Genomic DNA, 24,549 nt, shown 5'->3' with positions numbered 1-24,549 from the left:
CGTTGGCCGCCGAGGGACTTGGCAAGTTTGGTCAAGCCGCGGTGGTGCGATCGCACGACAGCCGGAAACGGGGCCGGGGCTGGGAACGGGATCGGGGCGGGCCGGGAACAGGATCGGGGCCGGGGCTGTCGCCCCGGCCCCGATGTGCGGCCGTTCTGCCCGGATCCGGGCCGACGTGCGGTCAGGGAGCCGGTGCCGCAGGCCCGGTGGTCGCGGTCGAACCGGTCTCGGGGGTGCCGTCCGACCCGTCGTCCGGGGAGAACAGGGTCATCCCCAGGTAAACCGCCGCGATGAAGGCGATCGTGCCGGCGATGGCGCTCGCCACCCGCGGGCGCCGCCTGATCGCCTCGCGCGTACCGGTGAGCGGACGGTCCGGCGCGGCCCGCCGGCCGGACGCCGGCCGCTCGGCCGCGCGCCGCCGGTGGCCACCGGCCTGCTGCGGCAGACGGTATGTCGCCGGGCCCCCGGCCTGTGGGTCGGAACCGGGCGAGGGCGCGAACGCGGGCGCGGGCGCCGGGACATGAGGGGCGCCCGCACCCGGCGGCGGGGTGCGGGGGGCGCCGGTCGCCGCCGGAGGCGCGGGGGAGTACAGCGGGAGCGGCTCGGGCTGTCCCCGCCAGGCACCGCTCTGGAACCAGTCGGCGACCTGCTGTGCGCCGGGCCGGTCCTCGGGCTGCTTCGCCAGCAGCCCCAGCAGATAGGAGTCGAAGGCCGGGGACAGGTCGACGCCCTGCTGACGCAGCGGCACCGGCGCGGTGTCGACATGTTGATAGAGCGTCGCGGTCGCCGTGTCCGAACGGAACGGCGGGCGCCCCAGCAGGAGCTGATAGATCACGCAGCCGAGGGAGTACATGTCGGACGCCGAGCCGGCCGTGCGGCCCAGGGCCCGCTCCGGGGCGAGATAGAGACTGGTGCCGACGATCTGTCCCGTGGTGGTCAGCGCGGCCGAGGGGTCGTCGACGAACTGGGCGATGCCGAAGTCGCCGATCTTGACGGACCCTTCGGCGTCCAGCATCAGGTTTCCGGGCTTGATGTCGCGGTGCACGATGCCCTGGCGGTGGGCGGCGGCGAGCCCGGCGGCCGCCTGACCCGCGATCCGGGCGACCTGTTCGGCGCCGAGCCGTTCCTCCGCCGCGAGCAGATCGCCCAGGCTCCTGCCCTCGACGAGCTCCATCACGAGGAAGAAGCGGTCCTCCCAGGCGCCGAAGTCGAACACGGCCACCAGATGGGGGTGGCTCAGCCGGGCCGCGGTCTGCGCCTCCAGGCGGAACCGGGCGGTGGCCGACTCGTCGGCGTGGTCGCCCAGCAGCAGCTTCACCGCGACCGCTCTGCCGAGCACTTCGTCGGCGGCGCGCCACACCTCCCCCATGCCGCCGCGGCCGATGGGGGATATCAACCGGTACCGACCAGCTACCAGCACCTGTGCACCAATTTCGGATCGTGGGCCGCTTCTGCTGCCACGGCGGCGACCCGACGGGATCGGGGCGAGGTGGGGGGCGCGCGGCAAGATCAGGATATCGGTCCGCCGAACCCCGTCCCGCCCCGTCCCGTACCGTCGGCGGACGGCCGGTCGGCCGACCGGTGTCCCAGGGCCCCTCGGCACGCCGGACCGGCGATCACTTCCGGCCACCGGCCGCCGTGCGCCCCACCGACTCGACGAGCGGCAGCAGCCGGTGCGCGACCCGTTCGCGCAGCGCCACCTCGGTACGGGTCCTGACCACGCCCGGCAGCCGGATCAGCCGCTGGATCACGTCCTCCAGGTGTCCGTTGTCCCGGGCCACCACCCGCGCCAGCAGATCGCCGCCCCCCGTCGTCGAGAACGCCTCGACGATCTCCGGCACCGCGGCGAGCGCCTCGCCCACCTCGTCCAGATGCCCCTGGGTGACCTCCAGATGGACGAAGGCCAGGACCGGATGCCCCAGCGCGGCCGGGGACAGCACCGGTCCCGTGCCCGTGATCACCCCGTCCCGCTCCAGCCGGTCGATCCGGGCCTGGAGGGTGCCCCGGGCGATCGAGAGGATGCGCGCGTACTCGCGGACGCTGGTGCGCGGCTGCTCGATGAGCAACCGCAGGATGCGGGTGTCGAGGGCGTCCACCGCCATGGTTCCGTCGGTCTCTTCCTGGTGGGTCGGTCGGGGCTGCGAATGTACCAACGGTGCGAAAGGCGGGTCTGACGGACATGTCCGGCCCGGCTCGATGTCGTCTCATACCTGTAGTCCCTCAGAGCTACGGAGAAGGTTCACACCCCGGTGGGACGCCGACTACGGAGCGCCGTCCATAACTTCTGTACCCGAAGCCCCAGCCGACCCGGTACGGAAGGAACACCCGTCATGCCGTCCCATCCGCGCGGAACCCGACTGCGCCGCGGCCTGCTCACCGCTCTGGTGGCCGCCTCGGTGGCCGTGCCGGTCTCGGGCGCGGCGGTTCCCTCGGCCGTACCCGCGCCCGCCCCGGCCGCACACGCACCGCTGCACACCGCCGACCCCGGAGCCCTCGCCGAGCGGTACGCCGCGACCCGCGCCGACATCGACGCGGCAGGGCGGGCGGCGGCCCGGCACGAGGACCACGGGCGGGCCGGGGCGCTGCGCGCGATGGCCGGACCCGACCGCCGGTTCCTCTCCTTCGACGGACGCGACGGGGGCCGCGGCGTCGAGGTCGTCGGCGACCTGTCCCGCGCCGAGCGGATCGCCGTGCTGGTCCCGGGCGCGGGCGTCGACCTCGACCACTACTGGCGGCTGCGCAAGGGAGCGCTCGCACTGCGCGAGGAACTGGGCGGGCGGTCGGCCGTCATCGCCTGGCTCGGCTACCGGACGCCGGCCACGGTGAGCACGACCTCGCTGACCTCGGGACGGGCCGCCGAGGCGGCCCCCGGACTGCGTTCGTTCATCGGGGAGTTGAGAACACTGAGACCCACGGCCCGGACCACCCTGCTCTGCCACTCCTACGGTTCCGTCGTCTGCGCGCGGGCCGCGCACGGTCTGCGGGTCGCCGACATCGTCCTGTACGGCAGCCCCGGCACCGGCTACGGGAACGCCGCGGCCCTGAACACCAGGGCCACCGTCTGGGCGGGCCGCGGCAGCGGCGACTGGATCGCCGACGTGCCCCACGTGAAGCTCCGGCTGCCCTTCGCGGACATCGGGTTCGGGACGGACCCGGTCTCGCCCGGGTTCGGCGCCGAGATCTTCGCGGCGGGCTCCGCCGGTCACAGCGACTACCTGCGGAGCGGCTCCGAATCGCTGAGGAACATGGCCCGGATCGTGACCGGGAGGAAGCCCGCGGACGGCGGAGTCGCGGACGCGGCGTCCGCCCCGGCCCCGGGAGGACGCCGTGCATGACCTCGTCCGGCGGATCGACGCCGCCACCCCCGCCGACCGCGACCGCGCCGTCGACGCCCTGCGCGCCGTCGCCATCCTCGGAGTGGTCCTCGGCCACTGGCTGGTGACCGCCCTGGTCGCGGACAGCGGCACCCTGCGCGGCGCAAGCCCGCTCCAGCACCTGCCCGGACTCGTACCGGCCTCCTGGGTCCTCCAGACCCTCGCGCTCTTCTTCCTGGTCGGCGGACAGGCCGCGGCCGGGAGCCACGCCCGCGCCCGGGCCCGCGGCGGGAGTTACGGCCAGTGGCTCCGCGCCCGCATGACCAGGCTGCTGCGCCCGGTGGCCGTCGTACTGGCCGTGTGGACCGTGGCGGCGTGCACGATGCTGGTCTCCGGAACGGACCAGGACACCGTGCGGGCCCTGTGCAAACTGGTCTGGTCCCCGCTGTGGTTCCTGGCGGTCTTCGCGGCGCTGACGGCGGCCACCCCGCTGGTGGCGAGGCTGCACCCGCTCTGGCCGTTCGCCGTCGTGCTCGTCGTCGACCTCTACCGGTTCGGCCTGGACGCGCCCACCGCGTTCGCCTCGGTCAACGTGGCGGCCGGCTGGCTGGTGCCGTACTGCCTGGGCGCGGCGTGGGCACGCGGTGAGCTGCGAAGCCGCCGGACCGGCTGGACCCTGCTGCTCGGCGGGGCCGCGGCCACCGCCGGACTGGTCGGCTGGGGCGGCTACCCCGCCGCCATGGTCGGCGTGCCCGGCACGGAGGTCTCCAACCTCGACCCGCCCACCCTCGCCGTGGTCACCTTCGGCCTCGCGCAGTGCGGTGCGGCGCTGCTGCTGCTCGGCCCGCTGCGCCGGGTGCTGCGACGCCCCGCCGTCTGGGCGGCGGTGGCGGTGCTGAACCTCTCCGCGATGACGGTGTTCCTGTGGCACCAGACCGCGATGATCGCGGTCACCGCGCTCGGCCTGTCGGCGGGCGGGGTCCTGACGGGTCTGCACACCGTCCCCGACCATCCCGGCTGGGTGCTCGCCCGGCTGGCCTGGCTGCCCGTGTTCGCCCTCGCGCTGACGGTCTGCTGGGCGGCGTTCCGGGGCCACGAGCAGGGGCGGTCGCGGAGGAAGAGCCTGGTCGTCCGCGAGGGACGCCCTCGACGGGCGGCGGCACGACGTGCATAAGGTGCGACCCGTGAACCGGGGAGACATGGCGAAGCGGTCGGCGCGGGTGCTGCGGGAGTTGCCCCGTACCCTGCACAAGGACCTCATGACATCGGCCGCCGATCCGAACGGGCGGTACGGGCGGCCGCGTTGGCTGGACTGGCGACCGGTGATCATGGTGCCGCTGGTGCTGCTCGCGGCGGTCCTGCTCGTCGCCAGCACCAACCAGTACACCTTCGAACTCGGGACGGGCCTCCTGCTCGCCCTCCTGTTCGCCGGTGTCCAGTCGGTGGCGTTCGTCGCCGCCCTGTACCGTCCGGTCCCGGCCTGGTGGACGTCGGTGATCGTCATGGTGGTCATCACCCCGTTCGCCGCGAACGCCGGTTCCGGCCGGATGGTGTTCCCCCGGGAGGGGATCGCCATCCCCGACCACGTGGCGTTCCCCTGGAGCGAGGCCAACATCGCGGTGCAGGCCGGTGTGCTGTTCCTGCTCGCCCTGCGGGTACGACCCCGGATCACCGCCGAGGCCCTGACGATCACCGTGCTGGTGGGATTCGCCTGCGGCTCCGCCGTCCCCTGGAGCGACGGCCCCGGCCCCGGGATCGCCGCCGCCGTCCTGCTGGTCGCCGCGGTGATGGGCGCCGCCCTGCGCGGCCTGGTCGTGGCCCGCACCCGGCTCGTCGTGCAGGAGGAGCTCACCGCCGAGGAACGCGCCCGGCGCACCCTGCTGGAGGAACGCAACCGCATCGCCCGGGAACTGCACGACGTGGTCGCCCACCACATGTCGGTCATCTCCATCCAGGCGCAGGTCGTCCCCCACCTGGTCGACAACCCGTCCGACGAACTGCGGGAGAACGTCGAGGGCATCCGCCGCAACGCGGTCGACGCCCTCACCGAACTGCGCCGCGTCCTGGGCGTGCTGCGCTCCGAGGACCCCCTCCCGCAGGCGGCCCGGCACGCCCCGCAGCCCACCCTCGACCGGCTGGACGAACTCATCGGCAACGCGCGGGGGGCCGGGGTCGCGGTCACCGCCGGGACCACCGGGGAGCCGCGCCCGCTGTCCCCGGGCGTCGAACTGTCCGCCTTCCGCATCGTGCAGGAGGCACTCAGCAACGCGATGCGGCACGCACCCGGCGCCCGGGTCCGGGTGGAGATCGGCCACGGTGCTTCCGGGATCACCGTCCGGGTCACCAACACCGCCCCCGACCGGGCGGTGCCGCCCTCGCCGGGCGCGGGCCACGGCCTGCTCGGCATGCGCGAGCGCGCCGCGATGCTGGGCGGCGAGATCGTCACCGGGCCCACCCCGGACGGAGGCTACGAAGTCGTTGCGATACTGCCCGCACAGCCCCCAGCGGGGCACACCGCCCCCGCCGAGCCCACCGAGGACAACCGATGACGGCCATTCGCGTTCTGATCGCCGACGACCAGATGATGGTCCGGCAGGGCTTCACGGTGCTGCTCAACGCGGAACCCGGCATCGAGGTCGTCGGCCAGGCGGTGGACGGCGTCGACGCCGTCGAGAAGGTGGCCGAACTCGACCCGGACGTGGTCCTGATGGACATCCGCATGCCCCGGCTCGGCGGGATCGAGGCGACCCGCAGCATCACCGGACGCGACGGCGCCACCGTCAAGGTCCTCGTCCTCACCACCTTCGACCTCGACGAGTACGTCTACGAGGCGCTGCGCGCGGGCGCGTCCGGCTTCCTCCTGAAGGACGCATCGGCCGACGAACTCGCCCACGCGGTAAGGGTGGTGGCGGCCGGAGAGGCCCTGCTCGCCCCGAACATCACCAAGCGGCTGATCGCCGAGTTCGCCCGGGTGAGCGCCGCGCCGCGCCCCCCGGCGAAGGGCCGCACGGAAAATCTGACGGAACGTGAGACCGAGGTCCTCTCCCTGATCGCGCAGGGCCTGTCCAACACCGAGATCGCCGTACGCCTGGTGGTCGCCGAGCAGACCGTGAAGACCCATGTGGGCCGGATACTGCTCAAGTTGGGGCTGCGCGACCGGACCCAGGCCGCGGTCCACGCCTACGAGACGGGACTGGTGCGCCCGACCGGTTACTGACCCGGCACCACCGGCCCGACACCACCACTGCCACCACCCGTACACGCCGCCTGTTTCCGCCTGCCCGGAAACGGGCGCCCGCCCGGAGACATCCGCCTGCCCGAAAGCGGCCGTGCGGCGCCGAACCCTGCCGTACGGACCGCGCCCGGCCGCCCCGTCCCGACATCCGAACACGGTGCGAAACCGCGCCGCCACGGTGCGAAACCGCACCCGCGCCCGCCTCCCGCGGACCGACCGATCCCGTCCAGCCGAAGGAACCGACACACCCATGGGCTCCACCCTCGTCATCACCAACGACTTCCCGCCCCGCCAGGGCGGCATCGAGACCTTCGTCCACGCGATGGCCACCCGCGTGCCCGACGACGACGTGGTCGTCTACACCTCGCACGAGCCCGGCGACACCGCCTACGACGCGCGGCTCCCGTTCCCCGTCGTGCGGGACCGCAGCCGCATGCTGCTGCCGACCCGCCGGGCGACCCGCAGGGCCGTCGAGATAGCCCGGAGCCACGGCTGCGACCGGGTCTGGTTCGGGGCGGCCGCCCCCCTGGCCCTGATGGCACCGGCCCTGCGCCGCAGCGGCGTGCGGCGCATCGTGGCCACCACGCACGGCCACGAGATCTGGTGGGCCCGGACCCCCGGCGCGCGCGGACTCATGCGCCGGATGGGCCGGGGCGTCGACGTCGTCACCTACCTGGGGCAGTACACGCGAGACCGGATCGAACCCGCCCTCGGCCCGGGGGTGCGGATGAGCCGGCTGGTGCCCGGCGTCGACGCCGAGGCGTACCGGCCGCCCGCCGACGCCGCGACGGACCTGCGGGCCGGACTCGGCCCGGACGGGTCGCGCGTCATCCTGTGCGTCGCCAGGCTCGTCCCCCGCAAGGGCCAGGACATGCTGATCCGGGCCCTGCCCCTGATCCGGAGCAAGGTGCCCGAAGCGGTGCTGGTGGTGGTCGGGCAGGGCCCCGACGAGGCCCGGCTGCGCAAACTGGCCGAACGCCACGGCGGGGGAGCCGTCCGCTTCGTGGGCGGTGTGTCGCACACCGACACGCCCCCCTACTACGCCGCGGCGGACGTCTTCGCGATGCCGTGCCGCACCCGCAGGGCCGGACTGGAGGCCGAGGGGCTCGGGATCGTGTTCCTGGAGGCGGCGGCGAGCGGGCTGCCGGTGGTCGTCGGCGACTCGGGCGGCGCCCCGGACACCGTGCTCGACGGCAGGACCGGCCGGGTCGTGGACGGCACCGACCACACGGCCGTCGCCGAGGCGCTGACCGGGATGCTCCTCGACCCCGACCGGGCCGCGATGGGCGCCGCCGGCCGTGCCTGGGTCGAGGAGACCTGGTCCTGGGAGGCGTCGGCCCGCCATCTGACCCACCTCCTGACCCCCGTCGGGGAGCGGACGCCGACGGCACCGGCGGACACGCCCTGACCCGGCCGTCCCCGCCGCGGGAGCGCCGTCCCGTCGCCGCCGGTCCGCGGTGCGACGGGACGGCCCGGACGCGGCACGCGGCCAGTCCGTTGGCCTACCCGTGGTGCGCCGGACGACCGGTTCACTGTGCCAATGGCCCACCGCTTTCGTACCGAGTTGAGCCATGATTCGGAAAGATGTTGTGATGTACCCGTCGATGGCGCTGCGGATCTCCGCGGCGCCTTTTTCATGCCGGTGCACGGAGCCGGTGCGCTGAAGCGGGAGCATGCGGTGCTGAAGAGGATGTTCGTTTCCCCGGACCCGGGCCGGGCGCGGCTGCGCGGCGCCCTCCGGGCCGTCCTCGGCATCGGAGCGGCCGTCGCGCTGTGCGGACTGGCCGGCCACTCGCTCGTCGCGGCCATCACCGGCGGGCTCGCCGCGCTGCTGGCCATGTTCACCGTGCTGGACACCACGGTGCGGGGCCAGGCGGTCACGACGGCCCTGCTGCCCGTCGTCGGTTTCCCCGTGCTCGCCCTCGCCGCGGGGCTGCACGACCACCCGGTGGCCCGCGACGCGGTCTTCCTCGCGATCGTGGGTGCGGGTGTGTACGCCCGGCGCTGGGGGCCGCGCGGCCACTCGCTCGGCGTGTTCGCGTTCATGGCCTTCTTCACCGCGCAGTTCCTCCACACCCTGCCGGGACAGCTGCCCGAGCTGTACACCGCGATCGCCCTCTCGCTGCTCGTCTCGTCGACCGTCCGCTTCGGACTGTGGTGCTACGAGCGGCGGCAGCCGCCCGCCGTCGCGCTCGCCCCGGTGACCGGCCGGGGCCTGGCCAGGGCGACCACGCGCCAGGCGGTCCAGGCGACCGTCGGCGCCGCCCTCGCCCTCGCGGCGGGACTGCTCCTCTCCGAGGAGCGGTGGTACTGGGCCGTGGGCGCCACCTGGTGGGTGTTCGTGAACACCGCATCGCGCGGCGAGACGCTGGTGCGCGGCTTCCGCCGGATCCTGGGAACGCTGATCGGCGTCCCCGTCGGCCTGGCCGTCGTCGTCCCGCTGCACGGGGCGCCCGTGCCCACCGCGATCCTCGTCGCCGCCGGGGTCTTCGGCATCTTCTACACCGCGGCGGTCTCCTACACCTGGATGGTCCTCTCGGTCACGGTGATGGCCGGCGCGCTCTACGGACTCCTCGGCGTACTGGACCCGGCGCTGCTCGCGCTGCGGCTGGCGGAGACCGGCGTGGGCGCGCTCGGCGCGATGCTCGCGGTGCTCCTCGTACTGCCCGTCACCACGCACGCCACGACCGACGCCTGGATCCAGCGGGCACTGCGCTGCGTGCACGCCTGCACCGCGGAGGCCGCCGCCCGGCTCTCGGGATCGCCCACCGCGGACCCGGCGGCCCGGATCGCCGAACTGGAGGCGCTCCTGGGCCGGGTACGGCTGTCCCTGGCCCCGCTGGTCCACCCGCTGAGCCCGCTGCGCGCCCGCCGGGTCCGCGCCGGGCAGGTGCTCGCGCTGCTGGACGACTGCGCCCGCGAGGTGCGCGGCCTGGCCTCCGTCGCGGCCGACCCGGAAGCCAGCCACGACGCCCGGCTCGCCGCCGCCTGCTGGCGCGTGGAGGCGTCCGTGGAGGCCCTGACGACCCCGAAGCAGCCGCACGGGGCGGACACCGCGCCGAGCCTCCCGCCGCACCCGGCCGCGGCCGGGCCCGCGCTCGCCCATCTGCACGGCCTGGAACGGGCGCTCGCCGAACTCGCCGCACCGCTGCGCTCCGACCCCGGGGCGCCACTGGTCGGAGCGTGAGACACCCCGCCGCCCCGGCCGACGGCCGAGGCGCTGGTCCGTACCAAGGCGGTCACTGCTACCGTCGCCCCGGAAGATCACGGCCGCACGCACGGCCGTGATCAGTCGGCTGAGAGGGGCAGTGCGATGGGCAGCGACAGCGGTGCGACACGGGCGTTCATCGGCTCGTTCACCTCGGCGGGCGGACCGGGGATCACCGTCGCCGCCGTGGACGGGGAGTCCGGGGCGCTGACCGCCCTCGGCGCCACGGACGCGGTGCCCGACCCCTCGTACCTCGCCCTCGGCCGGGGCACGGGACCGGACGGCGGCGTGCTCTACGCGGTCAGCGAGACCGAGGACGGCGCGGCTGCCGCGCTGGACGTCACCGGCGACGTACCACGGCCGATCGACGGAACCCGACCGGTGGACGGCGGCGGCCCGACCCATCTGGCACTCGCGGGCGGCCACCTGCTCACCGCCAACTACAACTCCGGCAGCGTCACCGCCCTGCCCGTCCGGGCGGACGGTTCGCTCGGCCCGGCCGCGTCCGTGCTCCGGCACGAGGGCAGCGGCCCGAACCCCGACCGCCAGCGGTCCCCGCACGCCCACCAGGTGCTGCCGGACCCGTCGGGGAACTGGGTCCTGTCCGTGGACCTGGGGACCGACTCCGTACGCATCTGCGCACTCGACCCGGCCACCGGGGCGCTGCGGCCGCACGGCGAGACGCCCCTGCGGCCGGGCACGGGCCCGCGCCACCTGGCCTTCCACCCCGCGGGCGGCCACGCCTACGTCCTGAACGAACTGGAACCCACCGTCACCACGTGCCGGTGGAACGCCGCCGCCGGAGTCCTGGAGCCGGTCGGGGAGACGCCCGTGCTGCCGGACGGGGCATCGGCGGACGGCGACACGGTGACGTACCCGTCCGAGGCGGTCGTCTCGCACGACGGACGGTTCCTCTGGACCGCCAACCGGGGACACGACAGCATCTCCGTCCTCGCGCTCGACGGAACCGGCGAGCGGGTCGCCCCGGTCACGACCGTGGACTGCGGCGGGCACTGGCCGCGCGACCTCGCGCTCGACCCCACCGGGCGACGGCTGTACGCGGCCAACGAGCGGTCCGGGGACGTCACCTGGTTCGACATCGACCCGGAGACCGGCGTCCCGGAGCGCGCCGGCTCACTGGACGTCCCGGCCGCCTCCTGCGTGGTCTTCGGCTGAGACCGCACCCCGTACACGACACGATCGCCGTGCGGGACCGGAGGACCGGTCCCGCACGGCGATCGTGGACGGCCGGGAACCCCCGGCACCGGGTCAGTGCGCCTGGGCGCCCTGCGGCGTCACCGGCGTGATCCCGAGCGTCGTCATGTACATCGACAGCACGAGCTTGCCGATCGCCGGGTACGCGCCGAGCGGCTCGGCCGTGGCGCAGCCGGCCTCCTTCGCGGCGGCGTCCAGCAGCCCCTCGGCGATCTCCGGACCGACCAGGTACGGTGCCACCGCGAGCTGCACCGAGCCGGACGCGGTGAGCTGCTCGGCGATCGACGCGACGGAACCCTCCACGTCGAGCGCCGCGGCCATCACGGGCACCGCCAGCCGGGCGGCCAGCAGCATGCCGGTGATCCCGGCGGCCTGCACGGCCTCCTCGCCGCCCACCGTGGCCAGCACGATGCCGTCGGCGGCCGTGGCCACCGTGAAGAGCCTCGCCCGGTCGGCGCGGGCCAGCCCGGCCTCGGAGAGGCGTACGTGCAGCGCCTCGGCGAGCAGCGGGTGCGGGCCCAGCACGTCGGTCAGCTCGGCCTGCGTGCCGCTGTCCATCACCGCCTGCCGTATCCGCCGGATCAGGGCGCTGTCGGGCCCCGCGAGCAGCGGTACGACGACGGCGGACGGCCCCTCGGGCTCGGCGACCTCGCGGCCCGCTGCCTGCGCCTGCTCGTAGCGCGCGACGCGCTCGGCGGCGCAGTGGGCGAGCACGGAGGAGAGCGCCGGGTACTCGGCGTCGTCACCGTCGAGGTAACCGATCCGGGCGTTGAGGCCGGGCAGCTCGGAACGGGCGATGCTGATCACTTCCTCGGCCAGACCGCGGGTGGCCGAGGAGGGGGTGCCGGGGACGGCGAGGACGAGCGCGGCGGCGCCCTCGGGTGCGACCACGGGCTCCGGGCGGCGGTGCCGTCCGGACTGGCGAGGTCGCGGCATTCGTACAGGCAGGCCGGAAGCGGGCCCAGTGGGGGTGCTCATGGCGCCGCATGCTACTGGTTTTGGGTGCGCCTCTGTTCGGGGAGGGCCCGGACGGGCGACATCTGTCCCCTTTTATCCGATGAGTGGCATAACAGTTAACTGTCCTGCTCTGTCGTCTCCTGCTCGAATCCTCGCGCAGGCCCGTCACCAGGCACGCCGAGCAGTGTCGGATGGCGGGGCAGCAGCAGGTTCCCGGCCGCCAGCGCCCGGGCGATGACGAGCGCGCCCGTCAGCGGATCACCCGAACCGGGGACCACCCGTGCCCGCGGGAGCCGGCGCGCCAGTTCCTCGCGCAACGGCCGCAGCAGCGGATCGCCCATCCGGAACAGGCCGCCCGTCAGCGCCACCTCGCACGGCTCGCCGTCCGCCCCGGCCTCGGGGCACACCGCCGCGGCCGCGTCCGCGACGTGCCCGGCGGCCTCGCGCAGGATGCCCGCGGCGACCGGGTCGTCCCCGGCGCACGCCGCGACCTCGGGCGCGAACGAGGCCAGCACGGCGGGCCGGTCGGTACGCGGATAGAGCAGCCCCGGCAGTTCCGGCGCGGGTCCGAACACCGCCTCCAGCCGGGCCAGCAGCGCGGCGGACCCGCCGCGCCGCCCGTCGTGGGCGCGCATGGCCGCCTCCAGCCCGGCCCGGCCGATCCAGGCACCGCCGCCGCTGTCGCCCAGCAGGTGCCCCCAGCCGTCGGCCCGGCGCCAGCTCCGCAGGTCCGTACCCAGCGCGATCATGCCCGTGCCGCCCGCGACGACGGCGCCCGGACGCTGGCCGACCGCTCCCGCGTACGCGGTCACCGCGTCGGCGGCGAGGGCCAGTCGCCGCACCCCGAGTGCCTTCTCCAGGGCCGACGGCAGCTCCGCGCGCAACTGTCCGCCGAGCGTCGCCATCCCGGCGGCGCCGATCGCCACGGCCCCGATCCCGCGGTCGTCCGCGCCGCCGTGCTCCCGGAGCAACCGGCGGGCGGCGGGCAGCAGTTGTTCCAGCAGGTGGTCCGCGTCGATCCCGGCGGGGCCGGTGCGCACCGGCCCGGCGCAGACCGTCGTCGCCACCGGACCGGACGCGTCGACCGTGCCCAGCGCCACCCGCAGCCCCGAACCGCCCGAGTCCACGCCGAGCACGTACGGCCCCGGTGCCGCAGCGGTGCTTTCCGGCGAACGCCTGGCTGAGCTCATGGACCGGCTCCAACGGGGAAGGGGATCACGACGGCGGCAGCCTATCCCCACCCCCGCGGGCCGGAACCGGGGGAGCGGCCGTCGCGCCGGCCCGGGCGGCTCCGGGCCGATGTGGGGTGATGCGGGCCGATGCGGGTGGGAACGGACGGGAGTTGTCCGACTACGCCGGTAGAGTGATCCACCGTGGCACCACGACCCTTGAATGAAGTAGTAGAGCCCGGTTGGGCCGAGGCACTCGCCCCCGTGGCCGGACGCATCGCCGCGATGGGCGATTTCCTGCGGGCGGAGGTCGCGGCGGGCCGCACCTACCTGCCGGCCGGGGCGAACGTCCTGCGCGCGTTCCAGCAGCCCTTCGACGAGGTGCGCGTCCTGATCGTCGGTCAGGACCCCTACCCGACACCCGGAATGGCGATGGGACTGAGCTTCTCGGTGGCCCCCGAGATCCGCCAGGTGCCCGGCAGCCTGGAGAACATCTTCCGGGAACTCCATACGGACCTGGGCCTGCCGCGCCCGTCCAACGGCGACCTGACGCCCTGGACACGCCAAGGGGTGCTGCTGCTGAACAGGGCGCTCACCACGGCCCCCCGCAAGCCGGGCGCCCACCGCGGCAAGGGCTGGGAGGAAGTGACCGAACAGGCCATCCGGGCACTGGCCGCGCGCGGCAAACCACTGGTGTCCGTGCTGTGGGGGCGCGACGCCCGCAACCTGCGGCCGTTCCTCGGCGACTACCCGGCGATCGAGTCCGCGCACCCCTCGCCCATGTCGGCGGACCGCGGCTTCTTCGGCTCGCGCCCGTTCAGCCGCACCAACGAACTCCTGCTCGGCCAGGGCGCCCCGGCGGTGGACTGGCGACTGCCGTAGCGCGACCGCGAGAGCACCGCGCCGGACGACACGACGCGCCTTCCCGGACCGGCATGGAACGGAACGGCACGGACCCGGCCTCCCCGCGGAGGGGCCGGGTCCGCGGGGGAGGGGCGTCGTGGGCGGGGCGGGACCGGTCGCACGGACCGGTCGACGGTGGTGGTCAGGTGCCGATGACCGCCGCCCGCACGCAGAAGACGTCCGGCAGGTGCGAGGCGAGTTGCTGCCAGCTGTCCCCGTCGTCCGCGCTCGCGTACACCTCGCCGTTGCGATTGCCGAAGTAGACGCCCGCCGGATCGGCGTCGTCCGTGCACAGGGCGTCCCGCAGCACCGTGCCGTAGTGGGAGCCGTCGGGCAGACCGGCCGACAGCGGCTCCCAGGTCCCGCCCGCGTCATCGGTACGGAACACCCGGCAGCGGTGCTCGGCGGGCACCCGGTCGGAATCGGCGTTGATCGGGAAGACGTACACCGTGTTCGGACGATGCGGGTGCGCGGCCGCGGCGAAACCGAAGTCCGAGGGCAGACCCCGCCCGATGTCGGTCCAGTTGTCCCCGGAATCGTCGCTGCGGAACACCCCCCAGTGGTTCTGGAGATAGAGCCGGTCGGGGTCGACCGCGTCCCTGGTCACCTTGTGGACGCACTGGCCGAACTCCGGATTCGGATCGGGCAGGAAGACCGCCGACACCCCCTTGTTCGCCGGGGCCCAGCTCGCGCCGCCGTCCCTGGTGCGGAACACTCCGGCCGTGGACACCGCGACGGTCACGGCGTGGGCGTCCCGCCGGTCCGTCAGGACGGTGTGCAGCCCCTCGCCGCCACCGCCGGGCACCCACTGCGAACGCGTCGGGTGCTCCCACAGCGGACGGACCAGCTCGAACGACTCCCCGCCGTCCTCGGACCGGAACAGCGCGGCGGGTTCCGTACCCGCGTACACGACGTCGGGCGCCTCCGGGCCCGCCGGGTGCAACTGCCAGACCCGCTCCAGCGACGCCCCGGTGAACCCGGGGAACTTCACGGCCGGTTGCCGCGGCTCCACCCACGTCCCGCCCAGGTCGTCGGAGTGGAAGACCGACGGGCCCCAGTGCGAACTGTCGCCGCCGACCAGCAGCCGGGGGACCTTCCTCCGGGTGTCGATGGCGACCGAGTAGATCGCCTGGGAATTGAAGTGCGGGCCGTCGAACTCCCACGCGCCATCGTGCCTGCGGCCGATGAAGAGTCCCTTGCGGGTGCCCACGGTGAGCAGTACGTCGGTCATGACCGAACCTCCCGAAACGCCGTTGTGTCGGATAAGGGTCAGTCTGCACCCCGCCACTGACACTGGCCCGCAGGGCGGTACCGGCATCCGGGGTCTGTCGCGGCCGGGGCGGTGCGAGTACGGTGCGGGCAGGCGCGGAAAGCGCTTGCCGAGTGTTCGGACTGCGGGCTCCCGCCCGGACGGAAGACGGAGGAGCGACTGTGCCCACCTTCGAGGGGCTGCCCGGCGCCGTCGCGGTGTCCCACCTGCGGGTCTACGACTGGCCCACCGCGGACGGCCTGCGCGGCGGGACGCCCCATCTCCACCTCACCTGCTCCGAGGGGTACGTGGTGGTCGGGGGCGCGGGCTCGGTGCAGACCCTCACCGCCTCGGGATTCCGGCGGACACCGCTGTCGCCCGGTGCGTTGGTCCGGTTCGCGCCGGGCACGATCCACCGGCTCGTCGACGAGGACGGGCTGCGCGTCGTCGTCCTGATGGAGAACAGCGGGCTGCCCGAGGCGGGCGACGCCGTGCTCACCCTGCCGCCGGAGCATCTGACGGACCCGGAGACCTACCGGGCGGCGGTCGCCCTGCCCGTCGACGGCTCCGAGGCGGAACGGGAACGGGCCGCCCGGGCCCGCCGCGACCTCGCGATCGAGGGCTTCCTCGCCCTGCGCGAGTCCACCGAGGCGGGCGACCCCGCCCCGCTCGCCGCCTTCCACCGGGCCGCAGCCGCGCTGGTGCGCCCCCGGATCGAGGACTGGCGCGGCCGCTGGCGGCGGGGAGCCGCCGCCGCTGCCGCGGCGACCGGCGAACGGCTCGACGCACTGGAGCGCGGGGACGGCGGTTACCTCGCCGACGCCCGCGTGCACGCGGAACGGCCCTCCGAACACGGGAAGTTCGGCATGTGCGGCCACCTGGACGTCTACCGGGGATGACCGGCCGGAGCCTCACGGCCACGGCGCCGGCCCCGGTTCCGGGCCGGATGCGGGCAGAGGTCGGACCCGTGCGTCGGCGTCGGCGTCGACTTCGGGGCGGGACGGGGCGGAACGGGTCAGCACCCGGGTCGTGCCGCCGTCGTCCTCCACCATGTCCCGGACGTGCCGGAACCCGATCCGGCCCAACAGGGCCAGGGACGCGGCGTTCTCGGCGTCCACCGTGGCGTGCACCTCGGGGAGCCCGAGCGTGCCGAGGCCGTAGCCGGTCAGCACCTCCGCGATCTCGGTGCCGAACCCGCGCCCCCACGCGGTGGCGGCCAGCGCGTAGACGATCTCGTGGCCGCCCACCTCCTCGGACGGCTTGATCTCGGCGTGCCCGACGAACCGGCCCTCGTGCCGGACCGCCCACACGTCGAACAGGTCCCGCGCGTACACCTTGCTGAAGATCCGCCCGAACAGGGCGCGGTCCTCGGCCTCGGTGCAGGGTCCGTTGCCCATCCAGCGGGAAACCCGGATGTCCTGGAAGAGCGCGACGAAGTCCTCCTCGTCGCCGGGCGTGTACGGCTCCAGACACAGGCGTGCGGTGCTCAGGGCAGGGGGCGTCATGACCGGTGACGCTACGCAGGGACACGGCCGGCCCGCAACGGACATTTCCCGTGGCCGGCGGGCGGACGCCCCACGGCCGGGCGGACGGTGGGATTCCGTCGCGACGCCCACCGGACGGCGGCCCGGCGTTGTCAGTGGCGGCCCGTACGGTCGGGAGCCATGGAACCGGTGACATCGCCGTGGGAGTCGCGGGAGCGGGTGGAGTACGTCCAGGGGCTCGTCGACAAGGGCGACCCCGCGGCGCTGTCGCACGCCCTGCTCCTGCCGGGGAGCGGATGGTGGGACGACGGCCTGGGAGTCATGGCCGTGCTGCGGGGTCTGCCGGAGGGCCAACGCCTGGGTCTGGCCCGGTCGTTCGCCGAGCACATGGCCTCGGAGCGGATCGGCACCGATGCCGGGAGGCGCGCCGCGGTGCTGCTCGCCGCCGTGTCGCGCGGCTTCGCGGAACGCTCCTGGTGCGACGCCTGGGAGGCGCTGCTGAGGGACAAGGCGGACCGGCTGTGGTCCTGCGGGACGGAGGACGACCTGTGGACCTGCGCCCACGCGCTGCTCGACGCGGGCAGGCAGCCGCACGACGAGGTCGTCGGACTGCTCCGCCGCTCCGCCCTGGAGGGCTCCTGGCCGCGGGAGTGCGTGGAGCCCGTGCTCGGCCGGCTGCGCGGACCCGTGCTCAGCCCCGGTGACCGCTGGGCCGACCGGGTCCTCGCCGAACTGCCCGCGCTCGGCGGTCCCTGGCACGCCCTCGTGGAGCACGCGCTGCGCGCATCGGCCAGGCGCCCCGCCCGGTCCTGGGACCGCCGGGCGCTCGCCCTCACCGATCCGCTCGGACCCGGACGGGTCCGGGACACGGTGATCCCCTGGCTGGACCTCGCCGCCGAGGGCGGAGGCCGCGACGACGGCGCCTACGACCCGTACAACCTGCCCGCGCTCGTGGGCCTCGTACGGCTGCTCCCGCTGCTCCCGCCGTGCCCCGGAACGATCCGCGTCCTCGGCGCCCTGGTCGAACGCCCTCCTCTGCGGACCTCCTCGACCGGCGCGGCCGTACGCGCCCTGGCCGGCCTCCCGCACGACCTGGGCCGACCCGAACTGCACCGGCTGTCCACCCGCGTCGGGCACAAGCTGACCCGCAGGCAGATACGCGAGGCGCTGGAGTCCTGAACGCCGACCCCGAGCGCCGGTGTCGCCGCGCCCCGTCCACCGGCTCGGCATCCGGAACGGCCCGACCCCACATTCGGCCTCGGCCGAACAGTCTTCCCGGCCGCCGTGGGCTGCTGCGACCTTTCTCGTACACCGAGGCAAGAACGGGATATGGCAACTCATATGCCGCTTGCTCTCCACAAGAGAGGGGATTTCCCATGAAGTTCAACCGTTCCCGGATCGGGAAGATCGCAACCGGCGTGATCGGCACCGCGATGATCGCCGGTTCCGCCGCCCTGGCCGCTCCCGCCACCGCGGCACCGGCGGATGGATCCGCAGCGACCAAGTACTGCGCGAAGGTGGTGGGGCAGAAGGACGCCTCCGGGAAGCTGGAGACGCTCCGCGAGTCGTGCTCGTCGAACTCCCCGGAAGAGGCCCGCCGGGGTCTTCGTGCCGCCGCGTCGACGAAGCTGATGACGTGGTACTCGGACGGCGGCTACAAGGGCAAGATGGTGTCCGACATCTACGGCGACTACGGGACGTGCGACGGCGCGGGGTACGGGTTCGAGCCCAGCGACGACTGGAAGGACAGCCTTTCGTCGATCAGGGGATACGGCCAGTGCAACAAGCTCAAGCTGACCAACATCGCAAAGACCCACTCGAAGTCCTTCACCCTCCCGGAGAGCTTCGGTGACGAGATCTACAACAACAACGTCGGCTACGTGAAGATCTGGCACGCCTGAGCCGACGGTTCCGGAATCCGTTTCCGGCGGAGGCCGCCCGCCGTGCGCTTCCCGCGCGCGTCGGGCGGCCCGGGCGGTCCGACGACGCGGCGTCGTCCATGACGGCGACCGGACGGCGGCGTCGACCGGGGGAGCGGTCCGGTGTCGGCCCCTTCCCGGTGGAGGGGCGCCCGTGTGCTGGAATCCGGGTGACCGGACCGGCGGGCGGACCGGGCGAGGAACGGAGAGTGCGGCGATGACGGGCGGACACGGCGGCGGGTTCGAGGACGGCGACGGGCGCGGGGCGTCCCTGGAAGTGGTTCCCGCCGGGGCGCGGGTCGGGCTCAGGGCCTCTGCGCCGTCGGGCGGGCTCTCGTTGAGCTGCACCCCCGACCGGGCCCGGGAACTGGCGGCGGCCCTCGTCCGTGCGGCGGACGAGGCCGAGAGGGTCCGGCCGGCGGAGCCCGTCACGGTCAGGGCGCGCGAGCTGCGGCGCGGGGACGTGCGGGACGGCGACCGGACCATGACGGTGGAGGAGATCAGGGTCGACGGGGCCACCGCGCACGTCACCTGGAGGTCGGGCGCCGGGCGCAGCTGGACCCAGGCGTACGACGCGGACGCCGGCATCGCGCTGCGGCAGCGGGCCGGAGGCGGGTGACGGAGTTCCCCCGGCCACCCGGCCGGACCCTCCCTTGTACGAGAGGCATCGTAATTTGACGGACGTCGTAGTACGGTGTGTATCGTACTAACGATTCTTCCGTACCCGTCGAAACGGAGTCCGACGTGAGTGCCCTCTTCGAGCCCTACACCCTGCGGTCGCTCGTCATTCCCAACCGGGTCTGGATGGCACCCATGTGCCAGTACAGCGCCGCTCCCGTCGGGCCGGACGCGGGCGTCGCGACCGACTGGCACTTCGCCCACCTCGCGGCGCGGGCCATCGGCGGCACCGGGCTCATCATCACCGAGGCGACGGCCGTCAGCCCCGAGGGCCGGATCAGCCCCGCCGACCTCGGCATCTGGAACGACACCCAGGTCGCCGCCCTCCGTCGCATCACCGACTTCATCAAGGGGCAGGGCTCCGTCCCCGGCATCCAGCTCGCGCATGCCGGACGCAAGGCGTCCACGGCGGCTCCCTGGCTGGGCGGGGCCCCGGTCGGACCCGAGGCGCACGGCTGGACGCCCGTCGGCCCCAGCCCGCTGCCCTTCGACGACGGCCACCCCGTGCCGCACGAGCTGACCACCGAGGAGATCCGGGGCGTCGTCGACCAGTTCCGCGACGCGGCGCGCCGCGCGGTCGAGGCGGGGTTCCAGGTCGCCGAGGTGCACGGTGCGCACGGGTACCTCATCGGCGAGTTCCTCTCCCCGCACAGCAACCGGCGCACCGACGAGTACGGCGGCAGCTTCGAGAACCGCGCCCGCCTCGCGCTCCAGGTCGTCGACGCGGTCCGTGAGGTCTGGCCGGAGGAGCTGCCGGTCTTCTTCCGTATCTCCGCGACGGACTGGCTCACGGAGAACGACGAGGACGAGCGCGAGGGCTGGACCGTCGACGAGACCGTGCGGCTGGCCGGGGAGCTCCAGGCGCACGGCGTCGACCTGCTGGACGTCTCCAGCGGCGGCAACGCCCCGCACGCCCGCATCGAGACCGGACCGGGGTACCAGGTGCCGTTCGCCGAGCGGGTCAGGAACGAGACCTCGCTCCCCGTGGCGGCGGTGGGCCTGATCACCGAACCGCAGCAGGCCGAGAAGATCCTCACCGAGGGGCGGGCGGACGCGGTGCTCCTCGGGCGCGAACTGCTGCGCAACCCGTCGTGGGCCCAGCAGGCGGCCCGTGAACTGGGCGCCGACATCCATGTCCCGGACCAGTACCTCCGGGCGGTCTGACCGGGCCCTCCGGCCGATCACTCCGGAGGCCCCGCGCTCCGGAGGCCCCGCGCATCGGAGGGGCCGCGAGCCGGAGAGCCCGCGGGCGGGCGGATCCGCGGGCCGGGGGAACCGCCCCGGCCCGCGGGTCCGGTCCGGCTACTTCAGGTACGGGCCCGCCGTGCCGATCTTGCCCGGGGCCGCGTTGTCACCGCCCAGGTCGAGGACGTAGACCCGGAGGTTGCCCTTGCCGGGCGCCGCGACCGAGAGCCTGCCGTCCGACACCACCCGGGTGTCCCCGGTGACGGCGTCCTTGTAGGTGCCGTTGGGGATCCCGGTGTACGTGGCGCCGCCGGTGACGGTCACCAGCGCGAAGCTGTCGACCCCGCTCGCGGCGTCGGTGTAGCGGCGCTTGTACGCCATGGAGCCGGTGATGCCCTCGGTGGAGTACTGGCCCATCTGCAGCGCGGGCACGGCACGCCGGATCCCGTTGAGCCGTTGCAGATGCTTGACCAGCGGCTTCTCCAGCGTGCGGGCGACCTCGCCGGTGGCCGACGAGACCTTGCCGAAGTCGGATGCCGCGACCGTGCCGGCGAGGTGGTCGCCGTAGTACGCCCGGCCGGTGGTCGCCAGCGGGCAGCTGGGCCCGCAGTCGATCTTCCTGCCCGCCTGGAACTCGATCTCGGAGCCGTAGTACAGGGTCGGGATCCCGCGGAACGTCCACATCAGCGACATGTTCTCGGCCCAGGCGTCGGTGCCGCCCGCGTAGCGCTCGCTGCTCTTGTTGGGGCCGTAGTCGTGGCTGTCGACGTACACGACGTTGTACGTCGCGTCGTTGTAACTGTCGTCGGAGTCCTTGCCGTTGTTGTACGCGTTGGTGGCGTCACCGAAGTTCATGTGCATCCGCATGTCGATGACGTTCATGCCGGAGAACCGGCTGCGGTCCGGTGTCCGGTAGGTGTTGCCGTCCAGGAAGGCGTTGGCGGACGTGGGCTGGGAACCGGTGCCCTGCTGCTGCTCGTAGTCGTACATCTCCAGGGCGGCCTTCGCGTCGTCGGCGTCGTACTCCTTGCGCTCCTTCCAGGTGTAGAACTGCGCCGAGTGGTTGACCGAGCCGCGGTTCCACTTGTCGTTGACGAAGGCGGCGACCTCGCCGAAGACGAAGAAGTTCTTCGCGGCCTGCGCGCCGAACCGCGAGTCGACACGTTCCTGGATCGCGGGCAGGAATCGGCGGTTCCAGGTGGTGCGGGGGATGTGCACGGCGGTGTCGACGCGGAAGCCGTCCACCCCCATGTCGATGTACTTGTCGTAGGCGCCGATCAGATAGTTCTGGACGGGTGCGCTCTCGGTGTCGAAGTCGGCAAGGTCCTCGTGCAGCCAGCAGCTGCGCGCGTCCTCGCCCTCCCAGTTGCCGATCCAGCAGTTGTGGTAGTACGCCTTCGGGAACATGCCGGAAGTGGGGTTCGGCCACTGGCAGTTGTAGAGCCTGTACCCCTCGGGTGAGGTTCCGCCCGTGGGCTTGCCCCAGTTGAGACAGGTGTTGCCGGAGGGTTCGGCGGTGGACCAGAGGTCGCCGTTGTAGTACGACTTCCCCGACTTGGTCTCGACGCTCACGCCGTCGTACTCGAAGCCCTCGTTCCTCTCGTCGTAGTACCAGCTCCACTGGTCGTCGCGGACCCCGTACACCGTCGGCGTGAACAGGCCCTTGGCGCCCCAGCGCGAGGAGTGGTTGTAGACGACGTCCTGGTAGATCTTCATGCCCTTGGCGTGGGCGGCGTTGATCAGGTCCTGGTACGAGGCGCCCGCGGACTCCAGCCGGCCGTCCACCTCGTAGAAGTCGTAGCCGTGATAGCCGTGGTAGTCGTAGTCGGACCGGTTCAGCACCACCGGGGTGATCCAGACGGCGGAGAAGCCCAGCCCCTTGATGTAGTCGAGCCGTTCGACCAGGCCCTTGAAGTCGCCGCGGAACATCGGGTCGTCGTTGGCCGCGTTGCCGGACTTCACGTGCTGGCTGCCGCCCCGGTTGTTGGAGGGGTCGCCGTCGTTGAACCGCGCGGTGAGCACGAAGTAGATCGGGTCCTTGCGCGGGTCGGTGCCCAGGGGCTTCCCGGCGGCCGGTGTGGCGGGCCGTTCCCCGGTGGTCGCGGTGGCGGGGGCCGAAGCCGCGGACACGTTGCCCGCCGCGTCCACCGCCCTCACCGTGTAGCTGTAGGCCGTCCGCTCCTCCAGGTCCGTGTCGGAGTGGACGGTGGAACCGACGTCGACGACCGTCGTTCCCCTGGTGCCGCCGGTCCGGGTGACCTGGTACTTGGTGACGCCCCGGTCGTCGGTGGACGGCTCCCACGTCAGTACGACCGACACCCCGTCCGCGTCGGCGGCGACCTTCGTCGGCACGGACGGGGCCTCGGTGTCGGCCGGCTCCTCGGCGCACGGGTCCTCGGCGTCGGCGGTGACCGTGCCGTTCTCGACCGTCGAGACGCCCGCCGGGATCGTGTAGTCACGGCCGCCGTTGTTGTCCCAGACCCCGTTGCCGTTGTTGAACGCGGCCCGCAGGGAGGCCCCTTCGGGGAGATCGACGGACCGCTTCGTCCAGCCGGTGCAGGCCGGCTCCATGCCCACGCCCGGGACGGTGGTCCACGTCCCGCCCGAGGGCTGGTAGTGGATGTTGGTGGTGGTCCAGCCGACCGTCGCGGTCGAGTAGTAGACGGTGGCGGCCCCCGAGCCGGTCGGGGAGGGCGAGGGGTCCGGGCCACCGGTGCCGGCGCACGGATCGCTGTGGGCCACGACCCCGTCCTTGACGGTGACGGAGCCGGTGCCCAGGGCGTAGTTCTTCCCCGCGTTGTTGTCCCAGACCCCCGCCCCGTCGTTGAACGTCGCGGACAGCCCGGACGCGGAGCCCAGATCGACGGTCTTCTTCACCCAGTCTGTGCAGGCGGCCTCCATCCGTACTCCCGGCACGGTCGTCCAGCTTCCGCCGTCCGGTGCGTAGTGCAGGTCGTACGCCGCCCAGTTCTTCGTCTTCGTGTAGTAGAAGACCGTCGCGGTGTTCTCCGCCGCCGCCACGGGAACGGCGGCCGGAGCATCGGACTCCGGTGCGGCGGCGAGAAGTCCCAGAATTCCTGCGGTGGCCGCGGCTGCCGCCAGGGGGCGTCTCAGCAGCCGTAGGGGGGTGCGTTTCATCTGCGTCTCCAGGGGAGGGCCCACGGCCGGGCGGCCGGGGCGGCCAACGGCGCAGGCGCTCGACGACCGCCTGCGAGGTCCCGCCGGAGAACCCTGACGCGCCTCGGGGTTCGGGCGAGCAGTCCGTTCCGGACAGCAAGATCTGTCGGAATTTTTCTGCAATCTCTTGCGGCAAGGAAGGTACCGGGGCGTGACGGACGCGTAAAGGGTTGCGGCACGGGCTCGGGGCGGGGAGAGATGCGTCCGGAGGGCGGGGGCGGGGGCGGGGGCGAGGAACGGAAACGGGGTGAGGGCGAGGCGGCGGGGAATGACGGAATGCGCTGCGGGGTTGGGACGTCCATGACCTTTTCTGTGGACGTGACCGTCCGGGGCTACGAACTCGACACCCAGGGCCATCTCAACCAGGCCGTCTATCTGCAGTACGCCGAGCACGCGCGCTGGGAGCTGCTGCGCGCGGCCGGCCTGCCGCAGGACAAGCTGCTGGCCAGCGGCGTGGGCCCGGTGGCACTCGAAACGACGGTGAAGTTCCTGCGGGAGCTGCGCGGCGGCGACCGGGTGCGGGTGACCTGCCGGTTCGTGTACGCCGAGGGGAAGACGTTCACGGTCGCGCAGCAGATACTCAAGGAGGACGGCACCGTCGCGGCGGAGGTCACCGGCGTGGCAGGGATGCTGGACCTGACGGCCCGCAAGCTGATCTCCGACCCGGCCGGGCACCTCGCCTCGCTCGCCGACAACCCGGACCTGCTCACCGGCTGACCCGGTCGGCCGGGCCGGAGGTGTCCGGCACCGGGGCGGTACTCGACGGATGTCTCCCGCGGCGGCCTTCCGCTCCCGAACTACGATGGGTTTCGTAGTATGGGGGGCGGGCCGGACCGATCACGGGAGACCGGCCGCC

The 24,549-nt window shown here is 73.5% G+C and carries 21 protein-coding genes; 14 read left to right on the top strand and 7 right to left on the bottom strand.

All coding sequences use genetic code 11. From position 1 onward, the window contains the following. Positions 1-181: 181 nt before the first annotated feature. Together ABZZ04_RS30785 and ABZZ04_RS30780 are read right to left on the bottom strand one after the other, a co-directional pair. Positions 182-1,369 carry a serine/threonine-protein kinase gene (locus ABZZ04_RS30785; RefSeq protein ID WP_356935526.1) on the bottom strand — a complete coding sequence of 396 codons (1,188 nt, stop codon included), beginning with the start codon at positions 1,367-1,369 and terminating at the stop codon, positions 182-184. Positions 1,370-1,616: 247 nt separating this feature from the next. Further along, entirely contained in the window at positions 1,617-2,102 is a 486-nt protein-coding gene (locus ABZZ04_RS30780) for an Lrp/AsnC family transcriptional regulator (protein WP_356935503.1), read from the bottom strand. Positions 2,103-2,330: 228 nt separating this feature from the next. Here ABZZ04_RS30780 and ABZZ04_RS30775 point away from each other — a divergent pair, with 228 nt between their 5' ends. From ABZZ04_RS30775 to ABZZ04_RS30745, 7 genes are all read left to right on the top strand, one after another. Further along, positions 2,331-3,335, top strand: a complete 1,005-nt coding sequence (locus ABZZ04_RS30775; protein WP_356935502.1) for an alpha/beta hydrolase — start codon at positions 2,331-2,333, stop codon at positions 3,333-3,335. Then, positions 3,328-4,488 carry an acyltransferase gene (locus ABZZ04_RS30770; protein ID WP_356935501.1) on the top strand — a complete coding sequence of 387 codons (1,161 nt, stop codon included), beginning with the start codon at positions 3,328-3,330 and terminating at the stop codon, positions 4,486-4,488. The genes ABZZ04_RS30775 and ABZZ04_RS30770 overlap by 8 nt, the downstream gene beginning before the upstream one ends. A gap of 25 nt (positions 4,489-4,513) precedes the next feature. Next, positions 4,514-5,863 carry a sensor histidine kinase gene (locus ABZZ04_RS30765; protein ID WP_356935525.1) on the top strand — a complete coding sequence of 450 codons (1,350 nt, stop codon included), beginning with the start codon at positions 4,514-4,516 and terminating at the stop codon, positions 5,861-5,863. Next, on the top strand, positions 5,860-6,531 hold the full coding sequence (locus ABZZ04_RS30760; RefSeq protein WP_356935500.1) for a response regulator transcription factor: 672 nt from the start codon (positions 5,860-5,862) through the stop codon (positions 6,529-6,531). The genes ABZZ04_RS30765 and ABZZ04_RS30760 overlap by 4 nt, the downstream gene beginning before the upstream one ends. A gap of 268 nt (positions 6,532-6,799) precedes the next feature. Beyond that, positions 6,800-7,957, top strand: coding sequence for a glycosyltransferase family 4 protein (locus tag ABZZ04_RS30755; RefSeq protein WP_356935499.1), 1,158 nt, complete (start codon positions 6,800-6,802; stop codon positions 7,955-7,957). 270 nt (positions 7,958-8,227) lie between these two features. Continuing rightward, positions 8,228-9,736 carry an FUSC family protein gene (locus tag ABZZ04_RS30750; protein WP_356935498.1) on the top strand — a complete coding sequence of 503 codons (1,509 nt, stop codon included), beginning with the start codon at positions 8,228-8,230 and terminating at the stop codon, positions 9,734-9,736. Between the two features lie 126 nt (positions 9,737-9,862). Then, positions 9,863-10,933 (top strand): lactonase family protein, encoded by a 1,071-nt coding sequence (locus tag ABZZ04_RS30745; RefSeq protein WP_356935497.1) that lies wholly within the window; start codon positions 9,863-9,865, stop codon positions 10,931-10,933. A gap of 93 nt (positions 10,934-11,026) precedes the next feature. Here the strand turns inward: ABZZ04_RS30745 and ABZZ04_RS30740 are convergent, their stop codons facing one another. Together ABZZ04_RS30740 and ABZZ04_RS30735 are read right to left on the bottom strand one after the other, a co-directional pair. After that, positions 11,027-11,950 (bottom strand): hypothetical protein, encoded by a 924-nt coding sequence (locus ABZZ04_RS30740; protein ID WP_356935496.1) that lies wholly within the window; start codon positions 11,948-11,950, stop codon positions 11,027-11,029. Between the two features lie 95 nt (positions 11,951-12,045). Beyond that, positions 12,046-13,119, bottom strand: a complete 1,074-nt coding sequence (locus tag ABZZ04_RS30735) for a BadF/BadG/BcrA/BcrD ATPase family protein (protein WP_356935495.1) — start codon at positions 13,117-13,119, stop codon at positions 12,046-12,048. 183 nt (positions 13,120-13,302) lie between these two features. Here ABZZ04_RS30735 and ABZZ04_RS30730 point away from each other — a divergent pair, with 183 nt between their 5' ends. Then, positions 13,303-13,980 carry a uracil-DNA glycosylase gene (locus ABZZ04_RS30730; protein ID WP_356935494.1) on the top strand — a complete coding sequence of 226 codons (678 nt, stop codon included), beginning with the start codon at positions 13,303-13,305 and terminating at the stop codon, positions 13,978-13,980. Between the two features lie 163 nt (positions 13,981-14,143). Here ABZZ04_RS30730 and ABZZ04_RS30725 read toward each other — a convergent pair whose 3' ends face one another. Then, the gene (locus ABZZ04_RS30725) at positions 14,144-15,232 is read right to left on the bottom strand and encodes an exo-alpha-sialidase (protein ID WP_356935493.1); all 1,089 of its coding nucleotides are present in this window, start codon (positions 15,230-15,232) and stop codon (positions 14,144-14,146) included. Positions 15,233-15,432: 200 nt separating this feature from the next. On the opposite strand from ABZZ04_RS30725, the gene ABZZ04_RS30720 reads away from it, so the two are divergent. Continuing rightward, a complete protein-coding gene (locus tag ABZZ04_RS30720; protein ID WP_356935492.1) occupies positions 15,433-16,149 on the top strand; it encodes a cupin in 717 nt (238 codons plus the stop codon). A 12-nt stretch (positions 16,150-16,161) separates the two neighbouring features. Here the strand turns inward: ABZZ04_RS30720 and ABZZ04_RS30715 are convergent, their stop codons facing one another. Beyond that, entirely contained in the window at positions 16,162-16,755 is a 594-nt protein-coding gene (locus ABZZ04_RS30715) for a GNAT family N-acetyltransferase (protein WP_356935491.1), read from the bottom strand. Between the two features lie 159 nt (positions 16,756-16,914). Between ABZZ04_RS30715 and ABZZ04_RS30710 the strand changes: the two genes are divergently transcribed. From ABZZ04_RS30710 to ABZZ04_RS30695, 4 genes are all read left to right on the top strand, one after another. Next, positions 16,915-17,913, top strand: coding sequence for a hypothetical protein (locus tag ABZZ04_RS30710; protein WP_356935490.1), 999 nt, complete (start codon positions 16,915-16,917; stop codon positions 17,911-17,913). 197 nt (positions 17,914-18,110) lie between these two features. Then, positions 18,111-18,635: a hypothetical protein gene (locus tag ABZZ04_RS30705; protein ID WP_356935489.1), complete on the top strand. Its 525-nt coding sequence runs from the start codon at positions 18,111-18,113 to the stop codon at positions 18,633-18,635. Positions 18,636-18,870: 235 nt separating this feature from the next. Continuing rightward, the gene (locus tag ABZZ04_RS30700; protein WP_356935488.1) at positions 18,871-19,272 is read left to right on the top strand and encodes a hypothetical protein; all 402 of its coding nucleotides are present in this window, start codon (positions 18,871-18,873) and stop codon (positions 19,270-19,272) included. A 125-nt stretch (positions 19,273-19,397) separates the two neighbouring features. Next, positions 19,398-20,495 (top strand): NADH:flavin oxidoreductase/NADH oxidase, encoded by a 1,098-nt coding sequence (locus ABZZ04_RS30695; RefSeq protein WP_356935487.1) that lies wholly within the window; start codon positions 19,398-19,400, stop codon positions 20,493-20,495. 138 nt (positions 20,496-20,633) lie between these two features. Here ABZZ04_RS30695 and ABZZ04_RS30690 read toward each other — a convergent pair whose 3' ends face one another. Next, positions 20,634-23,654: a carbohydrate binding domain-containing protein gene (locus ABZZ04_RS30690; protein WP_356935486.1), complete on the bottom strand. Its 3,021-nt coding sequence runs from the start codon at positions 23,652-23,654 to the stop codon at positions 20,634-20,636. 339 nt (positions 23,655-23,993) lie between these two features. On the opposite strand from ABZZ04_RS30690, the gene ABZZ04_RS30685 reads away from it, so the two are divergent. Further along, positions 23,994-24,410 carry an acyl-CoA thioesterase gene (locus tag ABZZ04_RS30685; protein ID WP_356935485.1) on the top strand — a complete coding sequence of 139 codons (417 nt, stop codon included), beginning with the start codon at positions 23,994-23,996 and terminating at the stop codon, positions 24,408-24,410. Positions 24,411-24,549: the final 139 nt, after the last annotated feature.

The organism is Streptomyces sp. NPDC006435, assembly GCF_040612315.1.
Taxonomy (GTDB): Bacteria; Actinomycetota; Actinomycetes; order Streptomycetales; family Streptomycetaceae; genus Streptomyces.
The sequence above is the reverse complement of the archived record's forward strand: the minus strand, read 5'-3'. Positions and strand labels throughout refer to the sequence as shown.

Bases quoted from the DNA above. Each gene is read 5' to 3' on its own strand.
- ABZZ04_RS30725 (WP_356935493.1), bottom strand. From the start codon at position 15,232: ATGACCGACGTACTGCTCACCGTGGGCACCCGCAAGGGACTCTTCATC.
- ABZZ04_RS30755 (WP_356935499.1), top strand. From the start codon at position 6,800: ATGGGCTCCACCCTCGTCATCACCAACGACTTCCCGCCCCGCCAGGGC.
- ABZZ04_RS30715 (WP_356935491.1), bottom strand. From the start codon at position 16,755: ATGACGCCCCCTGCCCTGAGCACCGCACGCCTGTGTCTGGAGCCGTAC.
- ABZZ04_RS30780 (WP_356935503.1), bottom strand. From the start codon at position 2,102: ATGGCGGTGGACGCCCTCGACACCCGCATCCTGCGGTTGCTCATCGAG.
- ABZZ04_RS30685 (WP_356935485.1), top strand. From the start codon at position 23,994: ATGACCTTTTCTGTGGACGTGACCGTCCGGGGCTACGAACTCGACACC.
- ABZZ04_RS30785 (WP_356935526.1), bottom strand. From the start codon at position 1,369: ATGGGGGAGGTGTGGCGCGCCGCCGACGAAGTGCTCGGCAGAGCGGTC.
- ABZZ04_RS30735 (WP_356935495.1), bottom strand. From the start codon at position 13,119: ATGAGCTCAGCCAGGCGTTCGCCGGAAAGCACCGCTGCGGCACCGGGG.
- ABZZ04_RS30710 (WP_356935490.1), top strand. From the start codon at position 16,915: ATGGAACCGGTGACATCGCCGTGGGAGTCGCGGGAGCGGGTGGAGTAC.
- ABZZ04_RS30700 (WP_356935488.1), top strand. From the start codon at position 18,871: ATGACGGGCGGACACGGCGGCGGGTTCGAGGACGGCGACGGGCGCGGG.
- ABZZ04_RS30705 (WP_356935489.1), top strand. From the start codon at position 18,111: ATGAAGTTCAACCGTTCCCGGATCGGGAAGATCGCAACCGGCGTGATC.
- ABZZ04_RS30690 (WP_356935486.1), bottom strand. From the start codon at position 23,654: ATGAAACGCACCCCCCTACGGCTGCTGAGACGCCCCCTGGCGGCAGCC.
- ABZZ04_RS30760 (WP_356935500.1), top strand. From the start codon at position 5,860: ATGACGGCCATTCGCGTTCTGATCGCCGACGACCAGATGATGGTCCGG.
- ABZZ04_RS30740 (WP_356935496.1), bottom strand. From the start codon at position 11,950: ATGAGCACCCCCACTGGGCCCGCTTCCGGCCTGCCTGTACGAATGCCG.
- ABZZ04_RS30775 (WP_356935502.1), top strand. From the start codon at position 2,331: ATGCCGTCCCATCCGCGCGGAACCCGACTGCGCCGCGGCCTGCTCACC.
- ABZZ04_RS30745 (WP_356935497.1), top strand. From the start codon at position 9,863: ATGGGCAGCGACAGCGGTGCGACACGGGCGTTCATCGGCTCGTTCACC.
- ABZZ04_RS30765 (WP_356935525.1), top strand. From the start codon at position 4,514: ATGGCGAAGCGGTCGGCGCGGGTGCTGCGGGAGTTGCCCCGTACCCTG.